The organism is Actinoplanes sp. TBRC 11911, assembly GCF_012933445.1.
In the GTDB taxonomy this organism is placed as follows: domain Bacteria; phylum Actinomycetota; class Actinomycetes; order Mycobacteriales; family Micromonosporaceae; genus Actinoplanes.
In genome coordinates, this window is sequence record NZ_JABBNC010000002.1 from 325,411 (window position 1) to 351,564 (window position 26,154).

Sequence of the window (26,154 nt, forward strand, 5' to 3'; positions counted from 1 at the left end):
CTCCGGCGGAGATACTAGGCTCTGCACTGTTCGGCGGCTTCGAAGGGAAAGACCCGTGACATACATCATCGCTGAGCCCTGCGTCGATGTGCTCGACCGTGCATGCATCGAGGAATGCCCCGTCGACTGCATCTACGAGGGCAATCGGATGCTCTACATCCACCCCGATGAGTGCGTCGACTGCGGGGCCTGTGAGCCGGTGTGCCCGGTGGAGGCGATCTTCTACGAGGACGACGTGCCGGAGCAGTGGAAGGATTACACCAACGCGAACTACGAGTTCTTCGAGGATCTCGGTTCGCCCGGTGGCGCGGCCAAGGTCGGCAAGATCGACAAGGACACGCCCTTCATCCTTGCTCAGCCGCCTCGAGGTGAGAATTGACCGCATTGTCGTCGGCCCTGCCCGACTTTCCGTGGGATCTGCTGGAGCCGGCCAAGGCGAAAGCTGCCGCCCACCCGGGCGGGATCGTCGACCTCTCCGTCGGTACGCCGGTCGACCCGGTCCCCGCGGTGGTACAGAAAGCACTCGCCGACGGTTCGGACGCACCGGGATACCCGCCCACCGCGGGTATCCCCGCGTTGCGCACCGCGATCGCCGAGTGGCTCGCCCGGACGTGTAACGCCTCCGGCGAGCTCGGCGTGCTGCCCACCATCGGCTCCAAGGAGATGGTCGCCTGGCTGCCGACGCTGCTCGGCATCGGCCCCGGCGACACCGTGGTGATCCCGTCCGTCTGCTACCCGACGTACGAGGTGGGCGCCAAGCTCGCCGGTGCCACGGTGGTCCGGTCCGACTCGTTGACCGCGCTGGGCCCGACCCCGCGCGTGAAGGCGGTCTGGCTGAACTCGCCGTCGAACCCGACCGGCAAGGTCCTGCCCGTCGACCACCTGCGCAAGGTGGTGGACTGGGCGCGCGAGCGGGGTGCCGTCGTCCTCAGCGACGAGTGCTACCTGACGCTCGGCTGGGACGCCGAGCCGGTCTCGGTGCTCGACGACGCGGTGACCGGCGGCGACTACACCGGCGTGGTCGCGGTGCACTCGCTGTCCAAGCGCTCCAACCTGGCCGGCTATCGGGCCGCCTTCGTCGGCGGCGACCAGGCGATCATCAACGAACTGCTGGCGGTCCGCAAACACGCCGGCATGATCGTGCCGCAGCCGGTGCAGGCCGCCATGATCGCCGCGCTGGCCGACGAGGCCGACGTCGCGGTCCAGCGCAAGCGCTACGAGGCGCGTCGCGAGGCCCTGCGCGCGGCGCTGATCAAGGCGGGCTTCGAGATCAACCAGTCGGAGGCCGGCCTGTACCTGTGGTCGACCCGCGGCGAGGATTCCTGGCAGACCGTGGACTGGCTCGCCGAGCGCGGCATTCTCGCGGCGCCGGGCGCCTTCTACGGTCCGGCCGGCGAGAAGCATGTGCGGATCGCGCTGACCGCGACGGACGAACGAATTGAGGCGGCGGTCGCCCGCCTCTGAGGTCGCACGGTGTGGGGAGCCGCAGCTTCCCACACCGCACCGGCCCATGTCACGACATATCCACAGGGTCGAATCGGCAGATGTGGGTGCGCTACGCTGAGTTCCGCTCTAAACGGGGGGAGCGACGGTGTATCCATCTGTCCGATCAGAACAAAACGATTCAAAAGATGCGCGAGTCGCCGACGCGGAAAAGTTCGTGGCCGGCGTGGAGCAGAGCGATCCGGCCATGCGCATGGACCGCATCCGCGGGCTGGACAGCTCCGGCACGGCCTTCGCGGTCGTCGACGCGGTGGGCCGTTTCGTCGACATCGGACTCGATTCCTGCTGGTGGACGGCGCTCGGTCCGGAGCGTCTCGCGGCCGGTCTGCTCGAGGCGCTCAGCAGTGCGCGTATGAAGGCCGCCCTGGTTCCGCTGATTATGCGAAAAAACGGTGTCATGCGCCGCACCGGCGGCCTGGCCGAAACGTATCAGCTGATCAAGGACGTCAACACGAACAAGCTCGCGCGGGCCGAAAACGGCCCGCGGAAACGGGTGCTTGACGGGCCGCGCGGATTGTTCCGCCTGCATGTCCGGGGCAGCCACATCGAGGGCGCGGACATCGTTGGCGCCCTGGCCTGCGACGACGGTGACCGGGTGGCGGCGGACGCGCGCGATGCCCTTGTTGAGTTCGGGCGGAGCCGGTGGGTCGCCCTGGACGAGTGGGGGCGCTGAGCCGGGGCGGCCACGCGTGGTCAGCGGTAGCCCTCCGGGGTGGGCGGGCCGGTGCCGTGCGGGCCAGGGACAGCCGCTGACCCGGGGGCAGGCTCGCGTCTGGTCCGCGGAGCCACGCGGCGTTGTCCGCTGCAGGTGTGGGCGAAGAAATCATGCGTGGTGCGCTTGGCCGGCGGGCGCTGGTGACCCGACTTCATCGTGCGTGGTGCGCTTGGCCGGCGGGCGCTAGTGACCCGACTTCATCGTGCATGGTGCGCTTGGCCGGCCGCTGCTGGCTCGGCTTCGGTAGCGTCGGTGGCATGGCTGAGCAGCTGCCGGTGGTCGTCGTCCGGGGTGAGGCGGTTCGCGAGGTGCCGCCCGAGCAGGCGGTCCTCTCGGTGACGGCGTCCGCGCGCGACCGCGACCGCGATACCGTGCTGACCCGGCTGGCCGAGCGCTCGGCGTCCGTGCGGGCGGTGCTCGAGGCGTACGGGGAAGGCATTGAAAAGCGCGAAACCAGCCAAGTCAGCATTTATCCGGACATGGGGCGCCGAAGTGACACCCCGGTGGCGTACGTGGGAAGCGCCGGCACGACGGTGACCGTGACCGACTTCGCCCTGCTCGGCGAGCTTATGCTCCGTCTCGCCGGGCTGGACCAGGTGGCCGTGGCCGGACCGTGGTGGCAGCTGCGAGCCGGCAGTAAAGCGGGTGCCGAGGTCCGCGCCGAGGCCATCGCCGACGCGTTGCAGCGGGCCCGCGAATATGCGAACGCGGTCGGCGCCCGCGTCCACCGGCTTGTCGAGATCGCCGACGAGTCGAGCGGCGGCGTCGGCGGTCGTGCCTTCCTGACCGCGGCGGTGTCACGAGACACCGCCCAGCTCGAGTTCGACCCGCAGATGCAGACCGTGCAGGCGTCGGTGATCGTCCGCGTGACGATCACCGAGCCGGATCTGACGACGCCGGCCGACTGACCGATTCAGCGGCGCCGGCCGAGCACCAACGCAGCACCTGCCACAGCCGCCGCACCTGCCGCGACCAGGCCATGATGTTGCGACAACCACAGCTGCGGGCTCCGGACCTTCGCCTGGGCGTCGAAGTCGCCATGCGCGCCCGCATCTTGCTCGCCCCGACCGTCGGCGGGCTCCCACAGGTTGGCCGGCTGGTCGGCCGGGCGCCGCTCGTCGGTCTGCTGCGCCGAGAACCCGGTCCGCGCCAGATAGCGATCCAGCAGGCCCGGCGCCACCGCGTTCGCCAGCAGCGTCCCGGCCGTGGAGCCGCCCACCCAGTACTCGCGCCGCCTCGGATGGTCCGCCGCGTACTCGACCGCCCGCGCCGCCACCTCCGGCTGATAGATCGGCGGCACCGGCTGCGCCTTGCGCGGCAGCCGGGACAGCACCCAGCTGAACTGCGGCGTGTTCACGGCCGGCATCTGCACCATCGTGACGTGCACGTTGCTCTTGTCGTGCAGCAGCTCGACCCGCACCGACTCGTGGAAGCCCTGGACGGCGTGCTTGGCCCCGCAGTACGCGCTCTGCAACGGAATGCCCCGATAGGCCAGCGCCGACCCCACCTGCACGATCACGCCACGGTCGCGCGGCAGCATCCGGGACAGGGCGGCCCGGGTGCCGTGCACGTAGCCCAGGTACGTCACCTCGGTGGCGCGCGTGAACTCGTCCACGCCCATGTCCATGAACTTGGCGAACACCGAGCTGAACGCGTTGTTCACCCACAGGTCGATCGGCCCGGCCTCCTTCTCGACCTGCTCGGCCGCCGCGTCCACCGCGGCGAAATCGGACACGTCCACCTCGAACGGCAATGCGGTGCCGCCGGCCGCGCGTACGTCCTCGGCCGCCCCGGCCAGGCCGTCCGAACCGCGCGCCAGCAGCGCCACCACATCACCGCGAGCGGCCAGCCGACGGGCGACCGCTCGCCCGATGCCGCCACTCGCGCCGGTCACCACGGAGATCCTCGTCATGTCTTCTGGGTTCTCCGATTCGGCCTCCGGGAAACCTCAACCGGCTTCCTTGCGTACGCCGAAAGCCTGAACCGGAACCGTGAACGTGGCCCCTGCGCACCCCTTGGCCGTCTCGGGCCGCATGACCAGCGCATCCGGCACCGTGAATGCGCCAATCGTGTTGCGTCGCACGCTCCAGTCCACGTCGAAGCGCGACTTCGTCATCGTCACCTCGGCCTGCGTGCAGCCCAGATCCCGATGCTCGTCGTCGGCCACGATGTTCCCCTGACCCGGGGTTATCGAGGTGATCCGGATCGGAAACTCGTAGCCGTTGGTCACCGTGACCACGAGACTGCCGGTCCGCCCCGGGGTGAGCGGCACGTTCAGGTCCGAGCGCGCCCGAATCGCCATCGAGACCGCACTCCCGGCCGCGGCGGGCGCGCCGTACCCGGTGAAATGCCAATACGACCAGGCCGCGCCCGCGTTGACGACCACTGCAGCAGCCGCCGCAATGGCAAGAATCGATTTCGTACGCCCGTTCAGGCGCCGTCGCCGCGCATCTGACGGGTGGCGCACCTCCCATGTCGGTTCTTCGTGTTCGGCCGGATCGAGCTCGATGTGCATGTCGGTGTTCCTGGTGCCGGCGGCTTCCGGGTCATTCCTGGCAAGAAGAACGCGCCGGATCATGACATGGCCGCGGGGATGGTCATGGCGTGCTCTCGCATGCGGCGCATTCCTCCTTGACGACTCGGTGGGGACTTGGTGATAACAACGTTCCCCGAAGAGCCTCGGTCATGTGATCGGCATTCCGTCCGTCGTTCTGCGCACAAAAACGGGTATCTGCGTCTGTCCGGCTTAACCCTGACGGGGGATGGTGGCCGCGCTCCGTTCACCGGCACTTTCGACTAAGGCGCGGGAGCGTGAGCCCCGCTCATTTCCAGTGCGCCGATGCATTGTTCCCCGGCGGGTGACGTGGAATGTTTACGCCCGCGTTTATCGGACAATGTGGGACGCATTCGGGACAGAGAAGATCGAGCCCCCGGTGCGGGACCCACACCGAGGGCTCGATCCTTTTCCCCCACTCACCTAATCCGTAAGGTCTGACTCCGCCGGGTCGGGGCTCAGCGGCTTCTCGGAAGCCGGTTCCGGCGGCGCGGATGTTGCGTCCTCAGTCGGTTCCAGGGCCGGAGGCGGCTCGAGTGTGGGAGCCGGATCTGTTGTTGGCTTCGGAGCGGCTGGTGACGTGACGTCCGTCGGGGTCGGTGGCTCGACGCGCGGGGCGGGGTCGGTCGTGGCCGCGTCGGTGCCGGTCGCCGCGGTCTTGGTTGCCGCCGGTGCCGTGGCGAAGGTCAGGCGGCTGCTCTTCTTGCTCTCGTTACCTACCCAGTGCCGGAAGCCGGGCGTGATCGTCCACTGCCAGGTGCCGCCGGCCACTTCTGCTGCCGAGAAGGTGACCGACTCGCTCGGCCCGCCCGTAGCGGCCACCACGTGCGTGATGTCCGGCAGCGGCGGGGCGTTGAGGCTGTGCGCGGTGATGACGTATTCGTCCATTCCTGCGTCGGGGGCGAGCTGCTGGGCACTCCAGCTGACGACTGCGGTCTTCCCTTGTTTCGCGACGCTGGGCTGCACGCCGCGTGGCATCTTGGCGGCACGCGCCTTGACCGTGACAGTGCTGGGAACGGCCCAGTCGGCGAAGGCCGTCAGCGTGCCACCGAGTCCGAGTGTCGTCGCCACCAGGCCGACCAGCAGATGCCGGGCGCCACGTCTCATCGTGCGGTCCGGCTTCCGGTGCTGCTCAGGGCGATGGTGAACCGAGCGTTGGAGCATTTGGGCGTGGCGTTCCTCGGCATGGCGACGGCGATCGATCCCGGCAGGACTCGGCGATCGCGTGGCTTGATGATGACCGGGAGGCGTCCGGTGTAGTCACCGACCCGCAGGCTCGCCGATGTGGCGGGACAGCCGCGATTCGAGGTTGAGACCAGTCGAGCCGAGACGTGGTGCAGGCTCAGTGCGAAGCCGTATGGATTCGTCACCGTGATGTTGATCCGGCGACTCGCGCCGGGATAAAGGCCCTTGATGGGTTTGCCCGCCAGTCCGAATCGATAGTCGTTCCCTTGTCGGCCACCGTGCGTGAGAACCATGTCCTCGCCCGGCGCCCCCTCCTGCCCGGCGGCCGCCACGATGCACGCCGTGACCAGCGCGGTTGCGGCGGTGATCGCCGTCCACCAAACCCTCATGATCGTCCTCCGGTCGCGAGATAGACGGCGGGCGGGTGAGCCGGCGTCCGGCTCACCCGCCCACTTGGTCAGCTGGTGGCCGGAGCGATTTCGCCGCCGAGGGTGGCCGAAATGTTCATGAATTGGCCGGCGCAGTTCTCGCTCGCGGTGTCATCCATCTTGATCGTGCCGAGCGAGATCGAGTGCAGGCCTGGTGTGAGCACCGTGTTGGGCGGAATGGCGCCGAAGATGATGTCGGCGTCGTCGGCATCGCAGTTCGTGCCGGCGCTGGTCGTCACGCTTTCCACAGCGATCGTGTTGATCTTCACCGGGTAGTCGTTGGTGTTGTTGACGTTGACGTTGGGCAGATTGAACAGGCGACCCGGGTAGAGGTTGCCGAGCGATCGGGTATCCACGGTCGCGTGCAGCGTTTGGATCGCCGAGGCGTTCGCGTAGACCGTGCTGTCCCCCTTGAACCACCCGCTGGCGTAGGCGAAGGCCGCGGTTCCGCCGGCGACGGCGAGGACCGAGCCGGCGACGATGGCGACGGAACGCTTGGTGAGCTTGCGCATGGGGAGTTCCTCCTGGAACGGTGCGGGTCGCGGAAAAGGTGATCGCCGGGGTGCTCGTTGGCGTTCCGGCGCTGCGACAAAGATGACCGAAAGGGAACTGCTCGGCGATAGGGCTTCCGTTTGCGCTATCCCGCACGGTGCGACAACCGAAGTCCGATGATCCGGTTAACCCGTTGGGCTGAGCGCCGTAGTACACATCGACCGACTTCGTCCGGATTTGGCCGCCCAGCAGACCGGCTGGCCAGGGCAAACCGGGTGCTATCAGACGTGTGCGAGCGCTTCAACCCGTGCAAAGATCCACAGTGGCCCGGAAAGGCGGCGAAGTGCTTTCAGACGTGAATTTTCTGGGCCGAAAATCACGATAGTTTCCGTGCGGCAAGGTCCCGTTTTCACGGAAGGATTAGCCGGATCGGCGAGGCTTTCCCCTGAAAGAGGCTTTACGCCGACGCCTCTGTTGTTCGCCGGGGTGTCAGCGAGCCGGCAGTACCGCGACCGCCTCGACCTCGATGCGGAACTCCGGGCTCACCAGGCCGGCCACCCGCACCAGCGACGAAGCGGGCGGCGCGGCGGCGTCGAACACCTCGTCCCGCGCCTCCCGGAACGCCCCGAGGTCGCCCATGTCGGTCAGGAAGATCGTCAGCTTGGCCACGTCCGCCATCGATGCCCCGGCCGCGGCCAGCACCGCCCGCATGTTGCGGAACACCTGCCGGGACTGTTCGAGTGCGTCCCCGGCGCCGACGAGCCGGCCCTCGTCGTCGAGCGGGACCTGCCCGGACACCATCACCGTGGCGCCGCTGAAGGAGACCGCGTGGCTGTAGCCGTTGGGCCTGGGAGTCCCGGGCGGATGGATATGGTGCTGCACGTCGAGCAGCTTAGTCACCGGCTCGCCGAACGCGTCCCGTCGCGTTCGGCCCCGGCGATCGGCCCCGCACGTGCGCCAGCTTGACCTACACGTGCGCTAGGTGAAACAGCGTGGCCCGCGCGATCTCGCCCGGCGCCTGCCCGGCCCGCGCCGCGACGCTGCCGTCCGGCGACCAGATGCCCGAGCGGCCCGCGGTCTCGTCGAACTCGCCGCCGGTCGGTCCGGCGAACGACGAAAAGGCCACCCACACCCCGTACGCCCGGGCAATGCCCCGTGCCCTCTCGGCGACCTGATCGACGGCCTCGGGCCGGTCCACCGCCCCGGCGATGTACGCGTCCATGCCCAGCTCGGCCGTGCTCGCCGCGTGCGTGGCGACCCCGGTGTCGCGGCAGATCGCGAGGCCCAGCCGCCACCCGTCGATCTCGAACACCGCCGGGCCCGGACCGGCCGCGAAGCGTTCCTCGGTCTGGTGCGGGTGCTGCTTGCGGTACACGACCCGGGCGCCACCCCCGTCGATCGCCAGCATCGCGATGTGCGGACCGTCGACCGGCGCCCCGACGAGCGCGACCGTGTCGGTGGCCGCACACGCCGCGACCAGCGGATCCAGCCGTGCGTCGTCCTCGGCGAGCAGCGGAGCGTCCAATTCGTACCCAGTAAGCGACATTTCGGGAAAAACCACTAAACGGGCTGCCGCCGCACGGACCGAGGCGGCGTGCACGACCGCGTTGCGGGCCACGTCGAGAGGGGTGACGTGCGGTTGGGCTACGGCGAGGACCAGCGGATTCATCTTTTCCTTCGGGTTGGGGGCGAACCTACGGGCGTACGGCTTCCACCAAAAACCGGTGTGCGGTCACGGTGAAGCCGCCATGTAGGCGGATGAAGGAGTCGAGGCGCCCCAGCGCGTCGGAATAGCGCTCGGGACTGAAATCGCGGATCTGCCACGGGAGGTCGCGCAGCTGTCGGACGACCGCACCGACATCGTGAAAAGTGACGGCGGGACGCTCCTCGCGGACGCCGGTCACTCGCAGACCGGCCTCCCGGAGCGCGTTCGCCGCGACGTCGGCGTTCCACCGACGCGGATAGGCGGGTGGTGCTTTGAGCGAGGTGTTCACGGCGGCCAGGTCATCGCTGCCGACCTGCTGGGTCAGCACGCGGCCACCGCGACGGAGAAGGCGGGCGATGTCGGCGGCCGGCAACCGGCCGTGCCGGCTGAGCACCACGTCGAACTCGTCCTCGCCGCCCGGCAGCTCGGTCAGCACCGGCACGTTGAACGGGCCCAGACGATCGCGGGCGACCGCCACGTTTCTGGTCCAGCTCTCCACCGCCACCGTGTGCGGCGGCAGCGGGGCCAGCTCGGCGAGCAACTCACCGCTGCCGGTGTCGAGATCGAGCAGGCCCACGGCGCGACGGATCAGACCCCGGGCCATCTCGGGGTACGACCAGGACGGCTCGGAGCTGACGTGCCGACCGTCCAGCCAGGCGAATTCCCACCCGGTGGCACGCTCGCTCAGGTCATCGAACCGCTGTCCGCTGCGCACCATCCGACGTTAGCCAGTCCACGCATCATCGACCGCTTCCGTGTGACACGACTCAACAACGGATCGGACGCAATTCAGGCGATCAGCCGAGCCAGGATGTTCGCGACCTCGGCCGGGTCGTGCCGCAGTGTCGCGCTCCCGACCGCGAGCTCGACGCGTACGACATCGGGGTCTTCGGTTTCCATGGCCTTGGGCCACACCCAGAACTTGTCCGCCTCGGCGAGCTCCTTGGCGTTCTCGGCGTAGCGGCCGGCGCTCACCGAGAGCAGAAAGTGCATCATCGGGGCCTGCGGTACCGCCGGGACCGTGCGTACGCCCGGCACGTCCTCGACCGCCTTCGCGATCGCCAGCGCATGATCCATCCGGGCGGGCATCTCGGCCAGCGCACCGGTCAACTTGTTGCGAGCCGACGCGGCGCCCGGCCACAGCCCGTAGAGGGTGCCGCCGAGCCGCCGTCGCCACTCCTTCACCTGGGCGATCACGTCCTCCGGGCCGGCCACGCAGCACCCCGGCAGCGCGCCGACGCCCTTGTAGAAACTCACGTAGACGGTGTCGAAGAACTGCGCGATCTCGGCCGGGCTGCGGTGATACCCGGCCGAGGCCTCCCACAGCCGCGCGCCGTCGAGATGCGCCGCCATGTTTCGGTCGCGAGCCCAGCTGACCTGGGCGAACAGGTCGTCCAGCGACGGCATCTGCCCACCCAGGTCACGCTGCGGCAGCTCCAGCAGCAGGGCCGCGGCCGGCTCGGCGACCGCCTCCAGATCCGCCAACGTGATCAACCGGCTCTGCTCACCGACCGCGCGGCCGACAAGACCATGCAATTGCGCGTACGCCTCGAGCTCGTGCCGGGCCAGATGACAGTACGGATGCCAGAGGACCGTCCGGCTGGACCGTGTGTCCGCGTGCACCCGCAACGTGGCCGGTTGTGCCATCGTGCCGCTCGGCAGGTAGACCGCGGCCGGCTTGCCGAGCAGCTCAGCGATCTCCTTCTCGAGATCGGCGACCACACCGCCGTCGCCGTACGTGTCCGCCTCCACGTCCGCGCCGATCGTGGCCACCATGTCGGCGGTCGTGGTCAGTCCGTTGCCGTGGAACGAATCGGTGCATGCGGCACGCCGTGCGGCGATCTCGTCGAGCATTCGGTCAGTCTGGCACTTCGGGTCCTCAGCGGCGTACCGGCATCAGGATCGAAAAACGGTCACTGTCGCCCGGAACCCGTACCGCCAGGGGGCGGATCGGTCCGTCGAGTTCCAGCACGAGTTGCCCGGCGGCACCGGCGTCCAGGGCCTGCAGCAGGAACTCACGGTTCACCGCGACATGCTCGTCTGCCCACTCACCCTCACCGACCAGCCGTACGCCTCCCGCGGCGCCGGGCTCCAGGATCGCGACCTCGTACGCCGTCCCGTCGTGTTCCCGCGTCAGTGCGGGCGCGGCCGCGACCTGGGAGCGCAGCACGGCGGTGTCGACCGTGACCCGTCGCGCCCCGGCACCGAGGCCCTCCATCAGCCGCTTGTGGTCCGGAAAGTCGACGTCGAACGGCCGCGTCGCGACGGTCCGGCCGCCAGTGTCCGCGACCACCGTTTGGCGGGTCGTGGGGGCCGCGCCGTCGGCGCCTGTCGTGCCGGTTCCGGTCGCGGCGGCCTCGGTGGCTGTCGTGCCGATTCTGGCGGCGGCCGTTTCGCCCGTTTCCGTGGTCACGTCGATGGTGACCGTGCCGGTCAGCAGCGGGCGCAGCTCGTCGACGAAGTCCGCCGGAAGCAGGTGTCGCCCGCCGGGTCCTTCGACAGTGGCGGCCGTGCCCGCCACCGCCATCCGGAAGCGGTCGGTGGCCACCAGGGTGAGGGCGCCCGCGGCGGTCGTATCGAACAGGATCCCGCCGAGCGCGGGCATCTCAGGATCGCGGCCGACCGCGAACCGGACAGCGTCGATCGTGGCGGCGAGGGCCGCGGCGGGAAGGGTGATCCGGGTCATCAGATGTTCCTCCAGGTCGAGCAGGGCATGGATGCGGAGGAGTTCACGCTGGGCATCGGCGAGTCCGTGCTCGAGCCGTCGCCGGTGCCGTTCGAGCCGCTCACGAACGGCGGCCGGCTCCTCGGCGACCGCCTTCGCGATCTCGGCCACCGGCATGCCGACGCGACGCAGTCCGGCAACGAGCCGGGCGGCCCGCACCTGCTCGTCGGCGTAACGGCGGTAGCCGGTCGCGGCGTCCACCTCGGCCGGCACCAGCACCCCGGCTCCGTCGTAGAACCGCAGCGCGCTGACCGTGAGCCCACTGACCCGGGCAACTTCCCCGATGCTGCGCATGTCTCCTCGCACCAGTCCGACCTAAGCCCCTCAACAAGCTAGAGAGTCAACGCGCCTGGCGTCGCGCGAGCCCGGAGTTGATGGGCTTATCGGCACGACTGCTCGCGGGACCCGTCGCGGCGCCCCCAGCTGGGCTGCTGGACGGGCGGGCTCGGCGTGCGGCCGTGCGGCGCTTCCATTCCGTGAGACGGGTGACCGCCTGCTGAGACCGGCGTCCGTATCATGGACCGACTGTCCGCGATGTGGGACGAACGTCCATTGTAGAGAGTGTCTTTGTCACGTAACGACCCTTTCGCCCGGCAGCTCGTTCCGGCCGAATGTGAACCTTGGAGAGTTATGGCTCGTATGTGGGCGTAACTCTCTAAGGTCGCGCTAAATCCCAGGATGCGGAACGGCAAACTCACATCGCAGGATGACGGAACGAAAGAGTTCCCGCTGAACCCGCCAAGGTCACGAGATCCGGGCGCCCGGCCGCCCCGCCGGGCCGGAGCTGCACGGTATGTCGAAGCCGGATGCCCGCCGTCGGCGGCGCTGACGGAGACGGCCGTAGGCCGGCGCGAGACGCGCCCAGGCCGGAGGGCCACCGCCTCCCCCGCCCTGTTTTGGGTGGGTGCCAGTTAAGCGGGAGGGTGCGACAGTTTTCGGCGGCCGTCCACAGTTTCGAGGGCCGTCCACAGTTTCCGGGCGCTGTCCACAGGCTTCGGGGCGGTCCGCAGAGCGTCCTCACGTGGCGATCAACGTCGCTGCGACGCCGACCATCACCACGGCGATCAAGGCGTCCAACACCCGCCACGCGGCCGGCCGGGCCAGCAGCGGGGCCAGCCGATGCGCCCCTCCGCCCAGAGCGGTGAACCACGCCAGGCTGGCCGCGGCCGCGCCCAGGCCGAACAGCCAGCGGTGGGCGTGCTGCTGGGCGACCGAGCCGAGCAGCAGGACGGTGTCCAGGTAGACGTGCGGGTTCAAGTACGTCAGGGCCAGGCACGTCAGGAGCGTCGCGCGCAGGGTGGCGGGGGCGCGGTCGGCGGGGTTCAGGGCGGTGGGCTTCGCGGCGCGGCGCGCGGCCAGTACGGCGTACGTGAGGAGGAAAGCGGCGCCCACCCAGCGGATGATGCTGACCGCGGTGGGCTGGGCGGTGACCACGGCGCCGAGGCCGCCGATGCCGGCCAGGATCAGGAGCAGGTCGGAGAGCGCGCAGACCAGGACGACGGGCAGCACGTGCTCGCGGCGGAGGCCCTGGCGCAGGACGAAGGCGTTCTGCGCGCCGATGGCGATGATCAGGACGGCGGACGCGGCGAAGCCGGCTAGCGCGGAGGTGAGCACGATATCGACGGTAGGAACTTGCTACGCCGTACTCCAACTAAAGATTTTCATGATGGTTTAGATTTTTTCATGTGGACCAGGTCCAGCTCAGCACGTTCCAGGCGGTCATCGACACCGGCAGCTTCGAGGCGGCGGCGCGGCGGCTGCACGTGACGCCCAGTGCGGTCTCGCAGCGGATCAAGGCGTTGGAGCGCTCGGTCGGGCAGGTGCTGGTGCGTCGCGCGAAACCATGTGTGGCGACGAGCGCGGGGGCGGCGCTGGTGCGGTTCGCCGGGCAGGTGGCGCTGCTCGAGCGGGAGGCGCTGGACCAGGCCCGCGACGGCACCCGCGTATCGATCGTGGTGAACGCCGACTCGCTGCACACCTGGTTCCTGCCGACGCTGCTGAGCGTGCCGGGGCCGCGGTACGAGCTGCACACCGACGATCAGGATTACACGACCGACCTGCTGCGGGCCGGGACGGCGATGGCCGCGGTGACCGCCGAGCACGTCGCCGTGCAGGGGTGCCGGATGGAGAAGCTGGGGTCGATGCGCTACCTCGCGGTCGGGCGGGCGGGCCTCGACGTGACCAGTCCGATGATCGTCTACAACCGCAAGGACCAGCTCCAGCACCGCTTCCTGAAGCTGGTGAAGAGGCCGGAGCCGGCGGCGCACTACATCCCGGCGGCGGCCGCGTTCGTCGAGTCGATCCGGCTCGGGCTCGGCTGGGGGATGGTGCCGGAGCAGATCGCGCGCACCGATCTGGCCAACGGCCTATATGAAGAGATATTTCCGGGCAAATTTCTCGACGTACCGCTCTACTGGCAATACTGGCGGATCGAATCGGAGGTGCTCACCGCCCTCACGGCCGCCGTCCAAACGGCGGCCGCGACGGCGTTGCGCTCATAAAAAGCGAGCTCAGTCGTTAGCGTGCAGCGCCGCGTTCAACTCGATCCCGGTGCCCGACCGAGGCCGCGCCTCCAACCCACCGCTGAGCGAGTTCCGCCAGAACAGCAAATTGTTCACCCCGGACAACTCGCGCGCCTTCACGATCCGCCCGTCCGGCAGCGTCAGCTTGGACCCGGCCGTGATGTAGACGCCTGCCTCCACCACGCAGTCGTCGCCGAGCGAGATCCCCACGCCGGCGTTCGCCCCGATCAGGCTGCGCTCCCCGATCCGGACGCGGTCCTTGCCGCCGCCGGACAGCGTGCCCATGATGGACGACCCGCCGCCGATGTCGGAGCCGTCGCCGACCACCACACCCTGCACGATCCGGCCCTCCACCATCGAGGTGCCGAGCGTGCCCGCGTTGAAGTTCACGAATCCCTCGTGCATCACGGTCGTGCCGGCCGCCAGGTGCGCCCCGAGGCGTACGCGATCGGCGTCGGCGATGCGCACCCCGGCCGGCACCACGTAGTCGGTCATCCGAGGGAACTTGTCCACGCCGTACACGGTCAAATGGCGTCCCTGCCCGCGCTCCAGCAGGCGCAGCTCGTCGACCTGCTCGATCGGGCACGGGCCGGCCGACGTCCAGGCGACGTTGGCCAGGGAACCGAAGATCCCGTCGAGGTTCAGGCCGTTCGGCACGACCAGGCGGTGCGACAACAGATGCAAGCGGAGGTACGCGTCGGCAGCGTCCGCGATCGGGTCGGCGAGCGATTCGATGACCGTACGAACCTCGATCGTGGACAAACCGGGAAGAGCGCGCGGACCGGTCAGTCCCGCGGGCAGTGACAGATCCGGCGCGGAACCGAGGCCGAGGAAGCCGGACGGGTACCAGGTGTCGAGCACCTGCCCGTCGGCGGTGACGGTCGCGAGGCCGATGCCCCAGGCGGGAGAGATGGCGTAGTCCACGTCCGCACCCTACTAAAACAGTCAATTGACGCGCGCCGAGCGTGACGAGGATCTTACCGCCGGGGTGTATTCACACTGCGCCGGTATGGTGCGGCCTATGGCCAACCCGCTAACCCCGGACGTGTTGGTCGACCCCGTCGCGTTGACCCGCGTTCTGGTCGACATCGAGTCCGTCTCCCGCAACGAAAAGGCTATTGCCGACAGCGTTGAGGAGATTCTTCTGCAGGCTCCGCATCTGAGTGTGGACCGCCTCGGCAACAACGTGATGGCCCGGACGGATCTCGGACGGGAACAGCGTGTCGTGCTCGCCGGACACCTGGACACCGTGCCACTGAACGACAACTACCCGTCGACCGTTATCGACGATCTCATATACGGCTGCGGCAGTGCCGACATGAAGTCGGGCGTCGCGCTCGCCCTGCACCTGGCCGGGACGCTGCCCGACCCCGGTTACGACGTCACCTACCTCTTTTACGAGGCGGAGGAGACCGGGACCGAGTTCAACGGCCTCGGCTACGTCGCCGAACAGCGGCCGGAATGGATGCGCGCCGACTTCGCGGTGTTGCTTGAACCGACATATGGGGCAGTCGAAGCCGGCTGCCAGGGCATGGTGAAAGCGAGCATCCGGACCACCGGCCGGCGGGCGCACACGGCCCGGTCCTGGCGCGGGATCAACGCGATCCACAAGGCCGGCGAGGTGCTGAACCGGCTGGAGGGCTACCGCCCGCGGACCGTCACGATCGACGGCTGTACGTACCGGGAGGGCCTGAACGCGGTCGGCATCTCCGGGGGCGTCGCGGGCAACGTGGTGCCCGACGAGTGCACCGTCGAGATCGATCTCAGGTTCGCCCCGGATCGCACCGAGGAGCAGGCCGTCGAGCATCTCCGCGAGGTGTTCGACGGGTTTGAGGTGGACGTGACCAGCACGGCGGCGGGTGCGATGCCCGGGCTGTCCGCGGCGCCGGCCCGCGAGTTCCTGCTCGCCGTCGGCGAGGAACCGGCCGCCAAACTGGGCTGGACCGACGTGGCCCGGTTCGCGGCGATGGGCATCCCGGCCCTCAACTACGGTCCCGGCGATCCGATGCTGTCGCACGCGCCGGACGAGCACGTGGAGATCGGCAAGATCCGCGACGGCGCGGCGACCTTGCACCGCTGGCTGGCCTCGCCGGTTTTCTAGATCTCGCCGGTTTCTAGCTCCCGTCGGCTCGGACCGCCACGCGGCCGATCGCCCGGTCCGGGTAAAGCCGGCTGATCTCGACCGTCGCCTCCGGGTCCACCGCCGGCTGGGCCGGCAAGGGGTGCCGATCGGCGAACGCGAGCCGCCGCTCCTCGACCACCATGCGTATGCGCCGCTGCATCCGCCGCTGCGCTTTGATCCGTTCGTATCGGTTCGTCACGTGGCTCCTCAAGCCCAAGCCGCGGGATCTCGTAACTCTACAGACGCATGAGAGCTACCGTCCGTTGCTTCAATCTGGCAAAAAGCTTCGCGGGCCGCAATGCCGTTACCGAAACCCGCCGCGTTGTTGGCCGGGTCACTGACGGCGCGCACTACCGTTTAGGCATGACGAACAGCACCAACGGGCGACCCCAGGGGCCTGAGCGGCACCGCGGCGCGGTCACGCTGCGCCGGGAATCGGCGCCGGTGAGCACCGCCGACGAAAAGCTCCTCGACTCCCACCATCGCCGTGAGTGGAAGACCAAGGACGCTTGGCGAGCCCTGCGGATTTTGTCCGAGTTCGTCGAGGGTTTCGACACGCTGGCCGACCTTCCGCCCGCGGTCAGCGTCTTCGGATCGGCCCGCAGCAAGCCGGACAGCCCCGAGTGCGAGATGGCCGCCGACCTGGGCGCGGCCTTAGCCGAGGCGGGCTACGCGGTGATCACCGGCGGCGGTCCCGGGGTGATGGAGGCGGCCAACCGGGGTGCCACCGAGGCGGGCGGGATGTCCGTCGGGCTCGGCATCGAACTGCCGTTCGAGCAGGGCCTCAACGACTGGGTCGACATCGGCATCGATTTCCGGTATTTCTTCGTGCGCAAGACGATGTTCGTCAAGTACGCGCAGGCGTTCGTGGTGCTGCCCGGCGGGTTCGGCACCCTGGACGAGCTGTTCGAGGCGATCACGCTGGTGCAGACTAAGAAGGTCACCCGGTTCCCGGTGATTCTGATGGGCACCGAGTACTGGTCCGGCCTGTTCGACTGGCTGCGCAAGACGCTGCTGGACGACGGCAAGATCAGCGAGGCCGACCTGGATCTGATCCAGCTCACCGACGACGTGGACGAGGCGGTTCAGATCATCGTGGATGCGGACGCGGCGCTCGCCGAGTCAGGGAAGCGGTGACGTGGCAGCGATCTGCGTATTCTGCGCTTCCTCCAGCACGATCGAACAGAATTGGCTCGACCTGGCCACCGACACCGGTAAGGCGCTGGCCGCCCGCGGTCATACGCTGGTCTCCGGCGGCGGCCGCGTCGGCATGATGGGTGCGGTGGCCGAGGGTGCCCGCTCCGGCGGCGGGCACACCGTCGGCGTGATGCCCGAGCAACTGGTGTCCCGCGAGATCGCCGACACGAAGTCCGACGAGCTGATCGTCACCGACGACATGGGCAGCCGGAAGAACGTGATGATCGAGCGGTCCGACGCGTTCATCGTGCTCGCCGGCGGACTGGGCACGCTGGACGAACTGTTCGAGGTGTGGACCACCGGGTACCTCAACCTCCACCGCAAGCCGATCGTGCTGCTCGACCCGGACGGCTTCTACGACGACCTGCTCGCCTGGCTCGACCGGCTCGCCGACACGGCGTTCGTCAAGCGGCCGGCACTCGAACGGGTGATCGTGGCGAGGACGATCGACGCGGCCCTGGACACGATAGAGAGTCGTCTCTGAGCGACCGGCTATAAAACGGTCGACACGGCGTGGAACACTGCGAAACATGGCGCCGCAACGGGCGACACTTCTGCAGGTCGCACAGCGGGCGGGCGTGTCCCGCAGCACGGCCTCCTTCGTCCTGACCGGACGCCACCTGGACATGCGCATCTCGGAGGACGCGCGGCAACGCGTCCTGCGAGCGGCTCAGGAACTCGACTACCGGCCCAACCTCATGGCCCGCAGCCTGCGGACCAAGGTCACGAAGACGGTCGCGCTGGTCTCCGACACGCTTGCTTCCGACCCGTACGCCGGGAGGGCCATCCACGGCAGTCTGGCGGCCGCCGTCGCGTACGGGCACCTGCTCTTCATCGGCGAGACGGAGGGTGACCCGGTCGTCGAGGAGAAGCTGATCGCCGATTTCCTCGACCGGCAGGTCGACGCGTTCGTCTACGCCAGCATGTTCACGCGATATGTCCGATTGCCCAAACAGCTCAAGGGCCGCCGCGTGGTGCTGCTGAACTGCCTGACCCGCTCGGCCCGGCCGATCCACCACACGATCATCCCGGACGAGCTGAGCGCCGGCCGCAGCGCCGCCCGTACGCTGCTCGACGCCGGTCACCGCGCCGGCATCTACCTGGTCGGGCACGTCACGCAGCGAGTGTTCGCCTGCCGGGAACGCATGGCCGGGATCCGCGACGAGCTCGGCGACGCCGGGACCAGGCTGGCCGGCACGATCGACTGCGAGTGGTGGCCGGACTCGGCGTACGACGCGGTCAGCCGGGCGCTGGCCGACGGGCTCGTCCCGAAGGCGTTCATCTGCCTCAACGACCGCATCGCCCTCGGCGCCTACCAGGCACTTCGCGAGGCGGGCCGGGTGATCCCCGACGACGTGTCGGTGATCTCCTTCGACGATTCCGAGATGGCCGCCTGGCTGCGGCCGCAGCTCACCAGCATCTCGCTGCCGCATTACCAGCTCGGCTGGCAGGCGATCGAGCGGCTGCTGGGCGTCGCGACCGAGCCGCAGGTGCACCGCCTGCCGATGCCGGTCCGGGTCCGTGAGTCGGTCGCCAAGCCGACCCCCGAGCTCTGACCGGCGCGATTCTCGTCGTACCCCCGTGGTTTCCTTAATGCCGTGAACACGCCGGCCCCCTCTCTCCCCGCGGCACGCCGGCCTGCCTATCGCCTGGTCCGGCGTCCGTTGCCGGCCGCGCCGCCGCTTCTGGACGATCCCTTGCAGCGGTACGCGACGGAGCACGCCGACGGGCCTCTGCTGGTCGTCGGCGGTCCCGGCACGGGGAAGACCACGGTGCTGGTGGAGTCGGTTGCGGCCCGGATCGCCGCGGGGGTCGATCCGGAGCGCATCCTGGTGCTCACGTTCGGGCGGCGCGGCGCCGGGCTGCTGCGTGATCGCATCGAGGCGCGCATCTCGGCGGATCCCGGGCGGATCGTGCACGAGCCGCTGGTGCGGACCTTTCACGCGTACGCCTTCGGCCTGCTCCGCCGATCCGCAGCCGAGCGAGGTGAGCCGTCGCCGCGGTTGCTCACCGGTCCCGAGCAAGACCTCATCATCCGCGAGTTGCTCGCCGTCACCGGTGACGGCGAGGAGCCGGACGAGATCGGCTGGCCCGAGGCGCTGCGGCCGGCGTTGCCCACCAGGGCGTTCGCCCAGCAGCTTCGCGACCTGATGCAGCGTGCCGCCGAGCGGGGCATCGGCCCGGTTCAGCTCGCCCGGCACGGTGAACAGCTCGGGCGTGACGACTGGCCGGCCGCCGCGCGCTTCCTCCGGCAGTACGTCGCGGTCCTCGCCCTGCGTGACGTGACGACACGGGGTTCCGCGGCCTACGACCCGGCCGAGCTGGTCCGGGCGGCCACCGGCCTGCTCGTCGACGACCCGGCGCTGCTGACGGCCGAGCGGCGCCGCCTCGACTATGTGTACGTTGACGAGCTGGCCGACACCGACCCGGCCCAGATCGAGCTGTTGTCGCTGGTCGCGGGCGGTGGGAAGCCGTTGGTGGCGTTCGGCGACCCGGATGCCTCGATCTACGGGTTCCGGGGCGCCGATCCGGGGGCGGTGTCGTCGTTCCCGGCCAAGTTCCGCACGGCGTCCGGTGCGGTGGCCGAGACCATCACGTTGCATACGAATTACCGGGCGGGCGCGTCGTTGCTGAGCTCGACGAGCCGGGTGGCGCGGCACATGCGCGGCCCGATCACGCACCGCCCGATGCATCCACCGGAAGATGAGCCCCACGTGCCGGCCGCCGACCCGCCGGTTGCCGACGTGCCGGCCGCCCATGCGCCGGCCGCTGAGGCGGTGGTGCGCACGTTCCGGTCGGCGATCGCCGAGGCGGCCTATGTCGCGCATGCTCTTCGTGAGGCGCATCTGATCCAGGGGGTGCCCTGGTCGCGGATGGCGGTGCTGTTGCGGTCGACGTCGCTGCAGCTGCCGTCGCTGCAGCGGGCGCTGGCCGCCTCCGGGGTGCCGACCGTGACGCACTCGGAAGACCTGCCGCTGCACCTGCAACCCGCTGTCGCGCCGTTTTTGCTGCTCCTGCGATGCGCGCTCGATCCGGACGCGCTGAACGAGGAGGCCGCTGTCGCGCTGCTGCACTCGTCGCTCGGTGGCGCCGACCCGCTCGCCGAACGCAGGCTCCGGCAGGGGCTGCGGGCGCTGGCGCTGGCCGCGGGCGACCGGCGGCCGTCGGGCGAACTGCTGGTGGACGCGGTGCGTGATCCGGCCGGGCTGGACATGGTCGAACGACGATGGGCGGTCCCGGCGCAGACCGTGGCCCGGCTGCTCGCGACGGCGCGTGACGCGGCGGCCGAGCCGGGCGCCACCGCCGAGCAGGTCTTGTGGACGGTGTGGCGGGAGAGCGGGCTGGCCGACCGGTGGTATTCGATGAGCACCCGGTCCGGCCCGGCCATGGACGAGCCGGAGGTGGGTCGCGCCCGGCAGTGGCGGGCCGAGGCCGCCGATCGGGACCTCGACTCGATGGTGGTGCTGTTCGACGCGGCCGCCCGGTTCGTCGACCGGTTGCCCGGTGCCGGCCCGGCGGTCTTCCTCGATCATGTGCTCGGCCAGGATCTCCCGGCCGACTCGATCGCGCCGAGTGCCGACCGGGGCGAGGCGGTCCGGCTGCTCACCGCGCACGCGGCGAAGGGCCTCGAGTGGGACGTCGTGGTCATGGCCGGGGTGCAGGAGGGCGTCTGGCCCGACCTGCGGTTGCGCGGCAGCCTGCTCGGTTCGGAACGGCTGGTCGACTTCCTCGCCGGACGTGCGGCGTCCGGCCAGGCGGCGGTGGTCGGCGAGACGTCCGCCCTGCTCGACGAGGAGCGCCGGCTGTTCTACGTGGCCACGACCCGGGCGCGACGCCGGCTGATCGTCACGGCGGTGGCCTCCGCGGGCGTGGGCGGCTCGGAGGGCGAGGAACAGCCGAGCCGTTTCCTGAGCGAGCTGGCCTTCCCCGATAACGGCCCGCCCGACGACGGGCCGCCGGATGCCGACCCGCCGCCGCCCGCCGACCCGCCGGAGCCGGATCCCGACGATCCGGGCCCACCCGAGCCCGACCCGTGGGACACCGGCGCGGATCCCGCCGCGCCGGAAGCGACCGACGCCGAGGAGAGCGCGGACGCCGAGGATCAACACGCCGCGGACGGGACGCGCGACGGGGAGCTTGTCGTGGGGCGGCCGCCGCGTGCCCTCACCCTCGCGGCGCTCGTCGCCGAGCTGCGGACCGTCGTCGTCGGCCTCGACCAGACTCCCGCGCGGCGCCGGGCCGCCGCCGCCGAGCTGGCCCGGCTCGCCGCCGCGGGAGTGCCCGGCGCGCATCCGGACGACTGGTGGGGGCTGCGGCCACTCTCCGACGATCGGCCGCTCGTCGACGAGGGCGAGCCGGTCAAGGTCACCCCGTCCTCGATGGAGAGCGCCCTCCGCTGCAGCCTGCGCTGGCTGCTGGAACGCCACGGCGGCGCGGCCCCACCCGGCCCGGCCCAGGGCGTCGGCAACCTGGTGCACGCGGCCGCCATGCTCGCCGAGGACGCCAACGCCGACCGCGAGCAGCTCGTCGAGTACGTGAGTGCCCGCTTCGACGCGATCGAGCTCGCCGCCCGCTGGATGGCCGGCCCCGAGCAGGACCGCGCCCAGGCCATGGTGGACAAGTTGCTGCGCTGGCTGGCCGTCAACCCGCGCCGGCTGCTCGCCATCGAGCACGAGTTCACCGTGCGGCTCGAGGACGAGACCCGGCCCATCCAGCTCACCGGCCGCGTCGACCGGCTGGAGATCGACGACGCGGGCCGGCTCGTGGTCATCGACCTGAAGACCGGCAAGAGCACCACCGTGTCGGCCGCCGACGTCGAGGACCACGCCCAGCTCGCCGGCTACCAGACGGCCGTCGAGGCGGGAGCGTTCGGCGAGGGGACGGAGAGCGGCGGCGCCGCCCTGGTGCAGCTCGGGCCGGGCAAGGACGCCAAGGAGCAGATGCAACTGCCGCTGGCCGACGCCGCCGACCCGCAATGGGCGTACGCGATGGTCAGACGCACTGCCGAAACCATGGCCGCGGCGACCTTCACGGCCGTCGCCAACAACAAGTGCCGCGTCTGCCCGGTGCAGACGAGCTGCCCGATCTCCGGAAAGGGCCGCCAGGTAGTAGAGCAGTGACCCAGCCCAGCCTCTTCACCGACCAGCCCGCCCCCACCCGGCGGCGGGCCGACTCCGGGCCCCGCTACACACCGCGGGAGCTCGCCAAGATCTTGCGCCTGCCGCCGCCCACGGACGAGCAGGAAAAAATCATCTCGGCGCGGACCGAGCCGCTCCTGGTGGTCGCGGGCGCCGGCTCCGGCAAGACCGAGACGATGGCCGCGCGGGTCGTCTGGCTGGTCGCGAACCACTACGCGCGCCCGGACGAGATCCTCGGCCTCACCTTCACCCGCAAGGCCGCCGGCGAGCTCGCGCACCGCGTGCGCACCCGGCTCGGCCAGCTGATCCGCCACCTGGGCCGGGACGAAGCGTTCGCCGGCGAGGCCACCATCTCCACCTATCACGCGTACGCCGCGCGCGTCGTCACCGAGCACGGCCTGCGCGCCGGCTTCGAACCGTCGGCCCGGCTGCTCACCGAGGCCGCCCGCTGGCAGATCGTCGACTCGCTGGTCCGGTCGTACACGGGCGAGATGACCGGGGTCAACCGCGCCCCGGGCACCGTCACCGACGACGTCCTGGCCCTGTCCGCCGAGCTGTCCGAGCACCTGGTCGGCCCGGACGATCTCGCCGCGTGGACCGGCCGGTTCTTCGCCGAGGTGCAGGAGCTGCCCGGCCGGGTCTACAAGGACGTCAACGACATGCTGGCCCGGCAGCGGCTGCGGCTCACCCTGCTGCCCCTGGTGCGCCTCTACGAGCAGCGCAAACTCGACCTGGAGGCGATGGACTTCGGCGACCAGATGGCCCGGGCGGCGCGGGTGAGCAGGGACCATCCCGAGGTCGGCGAGATCGAGCGCGGCCGCTTCAAGATCGTCCTGTTGGACGAGTATCAGGACACCAGCCACGCCCAGGTGACCATGTTGAACGAGTTGTTCGGCGGCGGTCACCCGGTCACCGCGGTCGGCGACCCCTGCCAGTCGATCTACGGCTGGCGCGGCGCCTCGGCCGGCACCCTCGACCGGTTCCCGTCCGAGTTCATCCGGTCGGACGGCGGCGACGCCGGGGTGCTGGGCCTGACCAAGAGCTGGCGGAACCGTCCGGAGATCCTGCGCGTCGCCAACCGGCTGTCCGCGCCGCTGGGGGCGCGGGTCGCCCGGCTCGAGTCGGCCAGCCGGGTCGCCGGCAGCGTCGGCGGCCGTACCGTCGCGTGCGCGCTGCTCCCGACGTTCGCCGATGAGGCCGGCTGGATCGCCGACTCGATGCTCACCGCGTGGCGGATCGCGGCCGGCATGCTGGACACGCCCGCCGAGCAGATCCCGGTCGAGAAGCGACCCACCAGCGCGGTGCTGGTCCGGGTGCGCAGCCAGATCCCGGCGATCGAGGAGGCGCTGCGATCGCGTGGCCTCCCGGTCGAGGTGGTCGGCCTGGGCGGCCTCCTGGACACCCCGGAGGTACGCGACGTGGTCTGCACCCTGCGCGTGCTCGCCGACCCGACCGACGGCGCCTCGCTGTTGCGCCTGCTCACCGGCGCCCGCTGGCGGATCGGGCCGCGTGACCTGGTCGCCGTGCACCGCCGCGCCCGCGCGCTGGCGGCCGCTCGCTCGAAAGCCACCGGCCGCTCGAACGAACCGGAGGAGATCGTCGGGGACCGGCTCGACGACGCCACCCTGGTCGAGGCGATGGCCGACCTGGGTGCCCCGCAGCTTTACTCGATGGATGGCTTCGCGCGCCTACGGGCGTACAGCAGGGAATTGAGCGCTTTGCGGCAGCGCCTGGACCAACCGCTGCCCGATCTGATCGCCGACATCGAGCGGACGATCGGGCTGGACGTGGAGGTCGCGGTCCGTGGCTGGGCGGCCGGGGACGCCGGTCTCGCGCGCGGGCATCTGGACGCGCTCGGCGAGACCGCTTCGCGCTACGCGGCCGAGACCGACGCGGGCACGCTGGCCGGCTTCCTCGCCTTCCTGACCGCGGCCGAGGAGGAGGAACGCGGGCTGGAGCCGGGCCAGGTCGACGTGGTCGAGGGCGCGGTGCAGATCCTCACCGCGCACGCTGCGAAGGGCCTGGAATGGGACGTGGTGTCGGTGGCCGGGCTGAGCCGCGGCGTCTGGCCGGGTCAGGTCCGCAACAGCGACCACTACCTGATGGGTGTCGGCGTGCTGCCGTTCCCGTTGCGCGGCGACTCGGCCGGGCTGCCCCGGCTCGATCTCGACCAGGCGCTCACCCAGAAGGACGTGGTGCAGGCGGTGGCCACGTTCGAGGGCGCCTGGCGCGAGCACGACGAGCGGGAGGAACGCCGCCTGGCGTACGTGGCGGTGACCCGGCCCCGGCGGCTGCTGCTGTGTTCGGGCTACTGGTGGGGCGAGGGGGTCAAGCGGTCGCGCGGCCCGTCGGTCTTCCTGAGCGAGATCCGCGCGACCTGCGACGAGGGCGCCGGCGTCGTGGACGTGTGGACGCCGGAACCGGCCCCGGGCGCGGAGAACCCGTCGGCCGAAGTGGTGGTGGCGGCCGAGTGGCCGGCCGATCCGCTGGGCCTGCGTCGCCCGGCCATGCAGGTCGCGGCCGACCTGATCCGCCGGATGATCGCCGACCCGTCGGCGTCGGCGGCCGAGGCCTTCGCCGAGCTGGCGAGCGAGGACCCGGAGATCGCGGTACGCGCGGGGCTGGCCGCCGACCTGGTCGGGATCCCGGCGGAACCCGATGATCCGGACGTCGAACGCTGGCGGCGCGAGGCGCAACTGCTGCTCGCCGAGCGCGACGAACGCGCCCAACGGGACGGCCCCCTCGAGGTGGCGCTTCCTGCCCATTTGTCGGTTTCGCAACTGGTGGTGCTGCGGCGCGATCCGCAGGCGCTGGCCCGCTCGCTGCGCCGGCCGCTACCCCAGCGACCCATGCCGTACGCCCGCCGGGGCACCGCGTTTCACGCCTGGCTGGAGCAGCGCTTCGGCTCGGTCCGCCTGATCGACATCGACGAGCTGCCCGGTGCCGCGGACGACGACGCGGCCGCCGACGAGGAGCTGGCCGCCCTGCAGGAGGCGTTCCTGACCGGCGAGTGGGCGCAGCGCACCCCGGTCGAGGTGGAGGTTCCGTTCGCGACCACGATCGGCGGCGTAGTGGTGCGTGGCCGGATGGACGCGGTGTTCGCCGAGTCCGGCAACCGCTACGACGTGATCGACTGGAAGACCGGCCGCCGCCCGTCCGGACCGGACGCCGAGGCCGCCGCGGTGCAGCTCGCCGCGTACCGGGTGGCCTGGGCCGCGCTGGCCGGGGTGCCGGTCGAGCGGGTCCGGGCCGGCTTCCACTACGTCCGTGAGCAGGTCACCGTCCGCCCGGCCGACCTGCTGAGCGCCGACGAGCTGGCGGCGCTGGTGGAGCGTGTCCCGAGCTAGTCACCGACCCCGGCCGCGGCTAGCAGGTGCAGCAGCGCCGCGGCGTACGCGCTCTCCGCCGACGGGTCGGAGAATCGACGTTCCTCACCGAGCAGATCGATCAGGACCTGGTATTCGTCCGGTTCGCAGCGTAGCTCCCGGAATGTGCCGCCGAGGAGCTCTCGTAGCTGATCCTCCCGGGGCAACCAGATCGCCTCGTCCATCTCCAGATCGTCGAGCGCCCACTCGGTCGTGCCATTGAAACCGATCACCCGCCCCTCCGGCATCGCATGGACCTCGATCGTCATGTTGCTCAGGACGAACACCTCTTCATCGAGGTCTCTGTCGGGGATGGCAAAGCGGTCGCCCAGGGCAGGTTTCCAGGTCAGACCCGCTTCCTTGAGCCTCTGTGCCACTTCCGCGTCGATCACCTTCGGACCTCCCACATCGTGCTACGCTCCCACCGTTGTTCGTTTGGTTCCCAAGTACTCAGGAGCGCCTGTGGTGAATTTTGCCTTAGGCGCTCTTTGTCGTAACCGGGC

General features: G+C 70.1%; 25 protein-coding genes. 11 read left to right on the forward strand and 14 right to left on the reverse strand.

Translation table 11 applies throughout. The features are described 5' to 3' along the window. The first annotated feature begins 55 nt into the window (after window positions 1-55). From fdxA to HH310_RS04600, 4 genes are all read left to right on the forward strand, one after another. A complete protein-coding gene (gene fdxA, locus HH310_RS04585; protein ID WP_169174102.1) occupies window positions 56-379 on the forward strand; it encodes a ferredoxin in 324 nt (107 codons plus the stop codon). Next, the gene (gene dapC / locus HH310_RS04590) at window positions 376-1,464 is read left to right on the forward strand and encodes a succinyldiaminopimelate transaminase (RefSeq protein WP_169174103.1); all 1,089 of its coding nucleotides are present in this window, start codon (window positions 376-378) and stop codon (window positions 1,462-1,464) included. Before fdxA ends, dapC begins: the two co-directional genes overlap by 4 nt. A 196-nt stretch (window positions 1,465-1,660) precedes the next feature. Further along, the gene (locus tag HH310_RS04595; RefSeq protein ID WP_169174104.1) at window positions 1,661-2,176 is read left to right on the forward strand and encodes a hypothetical protein; all 516 of its coding nucleotides are present in this window, start codon (window positions 1,661-1,663) and stop codon (window positions 2,174-2,176) included. 299 nt (window positions 2,177-2,475) lie between these two features. Further along, on the forward strand, window positions 2,476-3,126 hold the full coding sequence (locus HH310_RS04600; protein ID WP_169174105.1) for an SIMPL domain-containing protein: 651 nt from the start codon (window positions 2,476-2,478) through the stop codon (window positions 3,124-3,126). A 5-nt stretch (window positions 3,127-3,131) separates the two neighbouring features. Here HH310_RS04600 and HH310_RS04605 read toward each other — a convergent pair whose 3' ends face one another. The 11 genes from HH310_RS04605 to HH310_RS04655 all read right to left on the reverse strand — a co-directional run bounded on the left by HH310_RS04605 (window position 3,132) and on the right by HH310_RS04655 (window position 12,921). Next, window positions 3,132-4,130, reverse strand: a complete 999-nt coding sequence (locus HH310_RS04605) for an SDR family oxidoreductase (RefSeq protein ID WP_169174106.1) — start codon at window positions 4,128-4,130, stop codon at window positions 3,132-3,134. A gap of 36 nt (window positions 4,131-4,166) precedes the next feature. Then, complete coding sequence (locus HH310_RS04610; protein WP_169174107.1) at window positions 4,167-4,733, reverse strand: hypothetical protein; 567 nt, start codon at window positions 4,731-4,733, stop codon at window positions 4,167-4,169. 462 nt (window positions 4,734-5,195) lie between these two features. Continuing rightward, window positions 5,196-5,879 (reverse strand): hypothetical protein, encoded by a 684-nt coding sequence (locus tag HH310_RS04615; RefSeq protein ID WP_169174108.1) that lies wholly within the window; start codon window positions 5,877-5,879, stop codon window positions 5,196-5,198. Continuing rightward, the gene (locus tag HH310_RS04620; RefSeq protein WP_169174109.1) at window positions 5,876-6,346 is read right to left on the reverse strand and encodes a hypothetical protein; all 471 of its coding nucleotides are present in this window, start codon (window positions 6,344-6,346) and stop codon (window positions 5,876-5,878) included. Before HH310_RS04620 ends, HH310_RS04615 begins: the two co-directional genes overlap by 4 nt. Before the next feature lie 68 nt (window positions 6,347-6,414). Then, a complete protein-coding gene (locus HH310_RS04625) occupies window positions 6,415-6,897 on the reverse strand; it encodes a hypothetical protein (RefSeq protein WP_169174110.1) in 483 nt (160 codons plus the stop codon). A gap of 469 nt (window positions 6,898-7,366) precedes the next feature. Then, the gene (locus HH310_RS04630) at window positions 7,367-7,759 is read right to left on the reverse strand and encodes a RidA family protein (protein WP_169174111.1); all 393 of its coding nucleotides are present in this window, start codon (window positions 7,757-7,759) and stop codon (window positions 7,367-7,369) included. A gap of 85 nt (window positions 7,760-7,844) precedes the next feature. Further along, entirely contained in the window at window positions 7,845-8,546 is a 702-nt protein-coding gene (locus tag HH310_RS04635; RefSeq protein WP_169174112.1) for a carbon-nitrogen hydrolase family protein, read from the reverse strand. Window positions 8,547-8,571: 25 nt separating this feature from the next. Further along, window positions 8,572-9,297: a methyltransferase gene (locus HH310_RS04640; protein ID WP_312033831.1), complete on the reverse strand. Its 726-nt coding sequence runs from the start codon at window positions 9,295-9,297 to the stop codon at window positions 8,572-8,574. A 74-nt stretch (window positions 9,298-9,371) separates the two neighbouring features. After that, window positions 9,372-10,436 (reverse strand): low specificity L-threonine aldolase, encoded by a 1,065-nt coding sequence (locus HH310_RS04645; RefSeq protein WP_169174114.1) that lies wholly within the window; start codon window positions 10,434-10,436, stop codon window positions 9,372-9,374. A gap of 25 nt (window positions 10,437-10,461) precedes the next feature. Continuing rightward, window positions 10,462-11,601, reverse strand: coding sequence for a MerR family transcriptional regulator (locus tag HH310_RS04650; protein WP_169174115.1), 1,140 nt, complete (start codon window positions 11,599-11,601; stop codon window positions 10,462-10,464). Window positions 11,602-12,324: 723 nt separating this feature from the next. After that, window positions 12,325-12,921: a LysE/ArgO family amino acid transporter gene (locus tag HH310_RS04655; RefSeq protein WP_169174116.1), complete on the reverse strand. Its 597-nt coding sequence runs from the start codon at window positions 12,919-12,921 to the stop codon at window positions 12,325-12,327. Between the two features lie 71 nt (window positions 12,922-12,992). On the opposite strand from HH310_RS04655, the gene HH310_RS04660 reads away from it, so the two are divergent. After that, entirely contained in the window at window positions 12,993-13,808 is an 816-nt protein-coding gene (locus HH310_RS04660) for an ArgP/LysG family DNA-binding transcriptional regulator (RefSeq protein WP_169174117.1), read from the forward strand. A gap of 9 nt (window positions 13,809-13,817) precedes the next feature. On the opposite strand, the gene dapD is transcribed toward HH310_RS04660, so the two are convergent. Then, the gene (gene dapD / locus HH310_RS04665) at window positions 13,818-14,753 is read right to left on the reverse strand and encodes a 2,3,4,5-tetrahydropyridine-2,6-dicarboxylate N-succinyltransferase (protein ID WP_312033832.1); all 936 of its coding nucleotides are present in this window, start codon (window positions 14,751-14,753) and stop codon (window positions 13,818-13,820) included. 97 nt (window positions 14,754-14,850) lie between these two features. On the opposite strand from dapD, the gene dapE reads away from it, so the two are divergent. Beyond that, entirely contained in the window at window positions 14,851-15,930 is a 1,080-nt protein-coding gene (gene dapE / locus HH310_RS04670; protein WP_169174118.1) for a succinyl-diaminopimelate desuccinylase, read from the forward strand. Window positions 15,931-15,943: 13 nt separating this feature from the next. Here the strand turns inward: dapE and HH310_RS04675 are convergent, their stop codons facing one another. Further along, entirely contained in the window at window positions 15,944-16,150 is a 207-nt protein-coding gene (locus HH310_RS04675; protein ID WP_169174119.1) for a hypothetical protein, read from the reverse strand. 164 nt (window positions 16,151-16,314) lie between these two features. Here HH310_RS04675 and HH310_RS04680 point away from each other — a divergent pair, with 164 nt between their 5' ends. From HH310_RS04680 to HH310_RS04700, 5 genes are read left to right on the forward strand one after another with little or no spacing between them, the layout of a single operon-like run. Further along, window positions 16,315-17,088, forward strand: coding sequence for a TIGR00730 family Rossman fold protein (locus HH310_RS04680; RefSeq protein ID WP_169174120.1), 774 nt, complete (start codon window positions 16,315-16,317; stop codon window positions 17,086-17,088). Between the two features lies 1 nt (window position 17,089). Beyond that, window positions 17,090-17,632 (forward strand): TIGR00730 family Rossman fold protein, encoded by a 543-nt coding sequence (locus HH310_RS04685; RefSeq protein WP_169174121.1) that lies wholly within the window; start codon window positions 17,090-17,092, stop codon window positions 17,630-17,632. A gap of 46 nt (window positions 17,633-17,678) precedes the next feature. After that, window positions 17,679-18,704 (forward strand): LacI family DNA-binding transcriptional regulator, encoded by a 1,026-nt coding sequence (locus tag HH310_RS04690; RefSeq protein ID WP_169174122.1) that lies wholly within the window; start codon window positions 17,679-17,681, stop codon window positions 18,702-18,704. A 42-nt stretch (window positions 18,705-18,746) separates the two neighbouring features. Beyond that, window positions 18,747-22,268, forward strand: a complete 3,522-nt coding sequence (locus HH310_RS04695) for an ATP-dependent DNA helicase (protein WP_169174123.1) — start codon at window positions 18,747-18,749, stop codon at window positions 22,266-22,268. After that, complete coding sequence (locus tag HH310_RS04700; RefSeq protein ID WP_169174124.1) at window positions 22,265-25,633, forward strand: UvrD-helicase domain-containing protein; 3,369 nt, start codon at window positions 22,265-22,267, stop codon at window positions 25,631-25,633. Before HH310_RS04695 ends, HH310_RS04700 begins: the two co-directional genes overlap by 4 nt. On the opposite strand, the gene HH310_RS04705 is transcribed toward HH310_RS04700, so the two are convergent. Continuing rightward, complete coding sequence (locus HH310_RS04705; RefSeq protein ID WP_169174125.1) at window positions 25,630-26,043, reverse strand: pilus assembly protein CpaE; 414 nt, start codon at window positions 26,041-26,043, stop codon at window positions 25,630-25,632. The two genes, HH310_RS04700 and HH310_RS04705, sit on opposite strands and share 4 nt — an antisense overlap. Window positions 26,044-26,154: the final 111 nt, after the last annotated feature.

Coding starts and splice junctions, on each gene's coding strand:
- HH310_RS04600 (WP_169174105.1), top strand. CDS start 2,476: ATGGCTGAGCAGCTGCCGGTGGTCGTCGTCCGGGGTGAGGCGGTTCGC.
- HH310_RS04605 (WP_169174106.1), bottom strand. CDS start 4,130: ATGACGAGGATCTCCGTGGTGACCGGCGCGAGTGGCGGCATCGGGCGA.
- HH310_RS04610 (WP_169174107.1), bottom strand. CDS start 4,733: ATGCACATCGAGCTCGATCCGGCCGAACACGAAGAACCGACATGGGAG.
- HH310_RS04615 (WP_169174108.1), bottom strand. CDS start 5,879: ATGAGACGTGGCGCCCGGCATCTGCTGGTCGGCCTGGTGGCGACGACA.
- HH310_RS04620 (WP_169174109.1), bottom strand. CDS start 6,346: ATGAGGGTTTGGTGGACGGCGATCACCGCCGCAACCGCGCTGGTCACG.
- HH310_RS04625 (WP_169174110.1), bottom strand. CDS start 6,897: ATGCGCAAGCTCACCAAGCGTTCCGTCGCCATCGTCGCCGGCTCGGTC.
- HH310_RS04635 (WP_169174112.1), bottom strand. CDS start 8,546: ATGAATCCGCTGGTCCTCGCCGTAGCCCAACCGCACGTCACCCCTCTC.
- HH310_RS04645 (WP_169174114.1), bottom strand. CDS start 10,436: ATGCTCGACGAGATCGCCGCACGGCGTGCCGCATGCACCGATTCGTTC.
- HH310_RS04650 (WP_169174115.1), bottom strand. CDS start 11,601: ATGCGCAGCATCGGGGAAGTTGCCCGGGTCAGTGGGCTCACGGTCAGC.
- dapE (WP_169174118.1), top strand. CDS start 14,851: ATGGCCAACCCGCTAACCCCGGACGTGTTGGTCGACCCCGTCGCGTTG.
- HH310_RS04680 (WP_169174120.1), top strand. CDS start 16,315: ATGACGAACAGCACCAACGGGCGACCCCAGGGGCCTGAGCGGCACCGC.
- HH310_RS04690 (WP_169174122.1), top strand. CDS start 17,679: ATGGCGCCGCAACGGGCGACACTTCTGCAGGTCGCACAGCGGGCGGGC.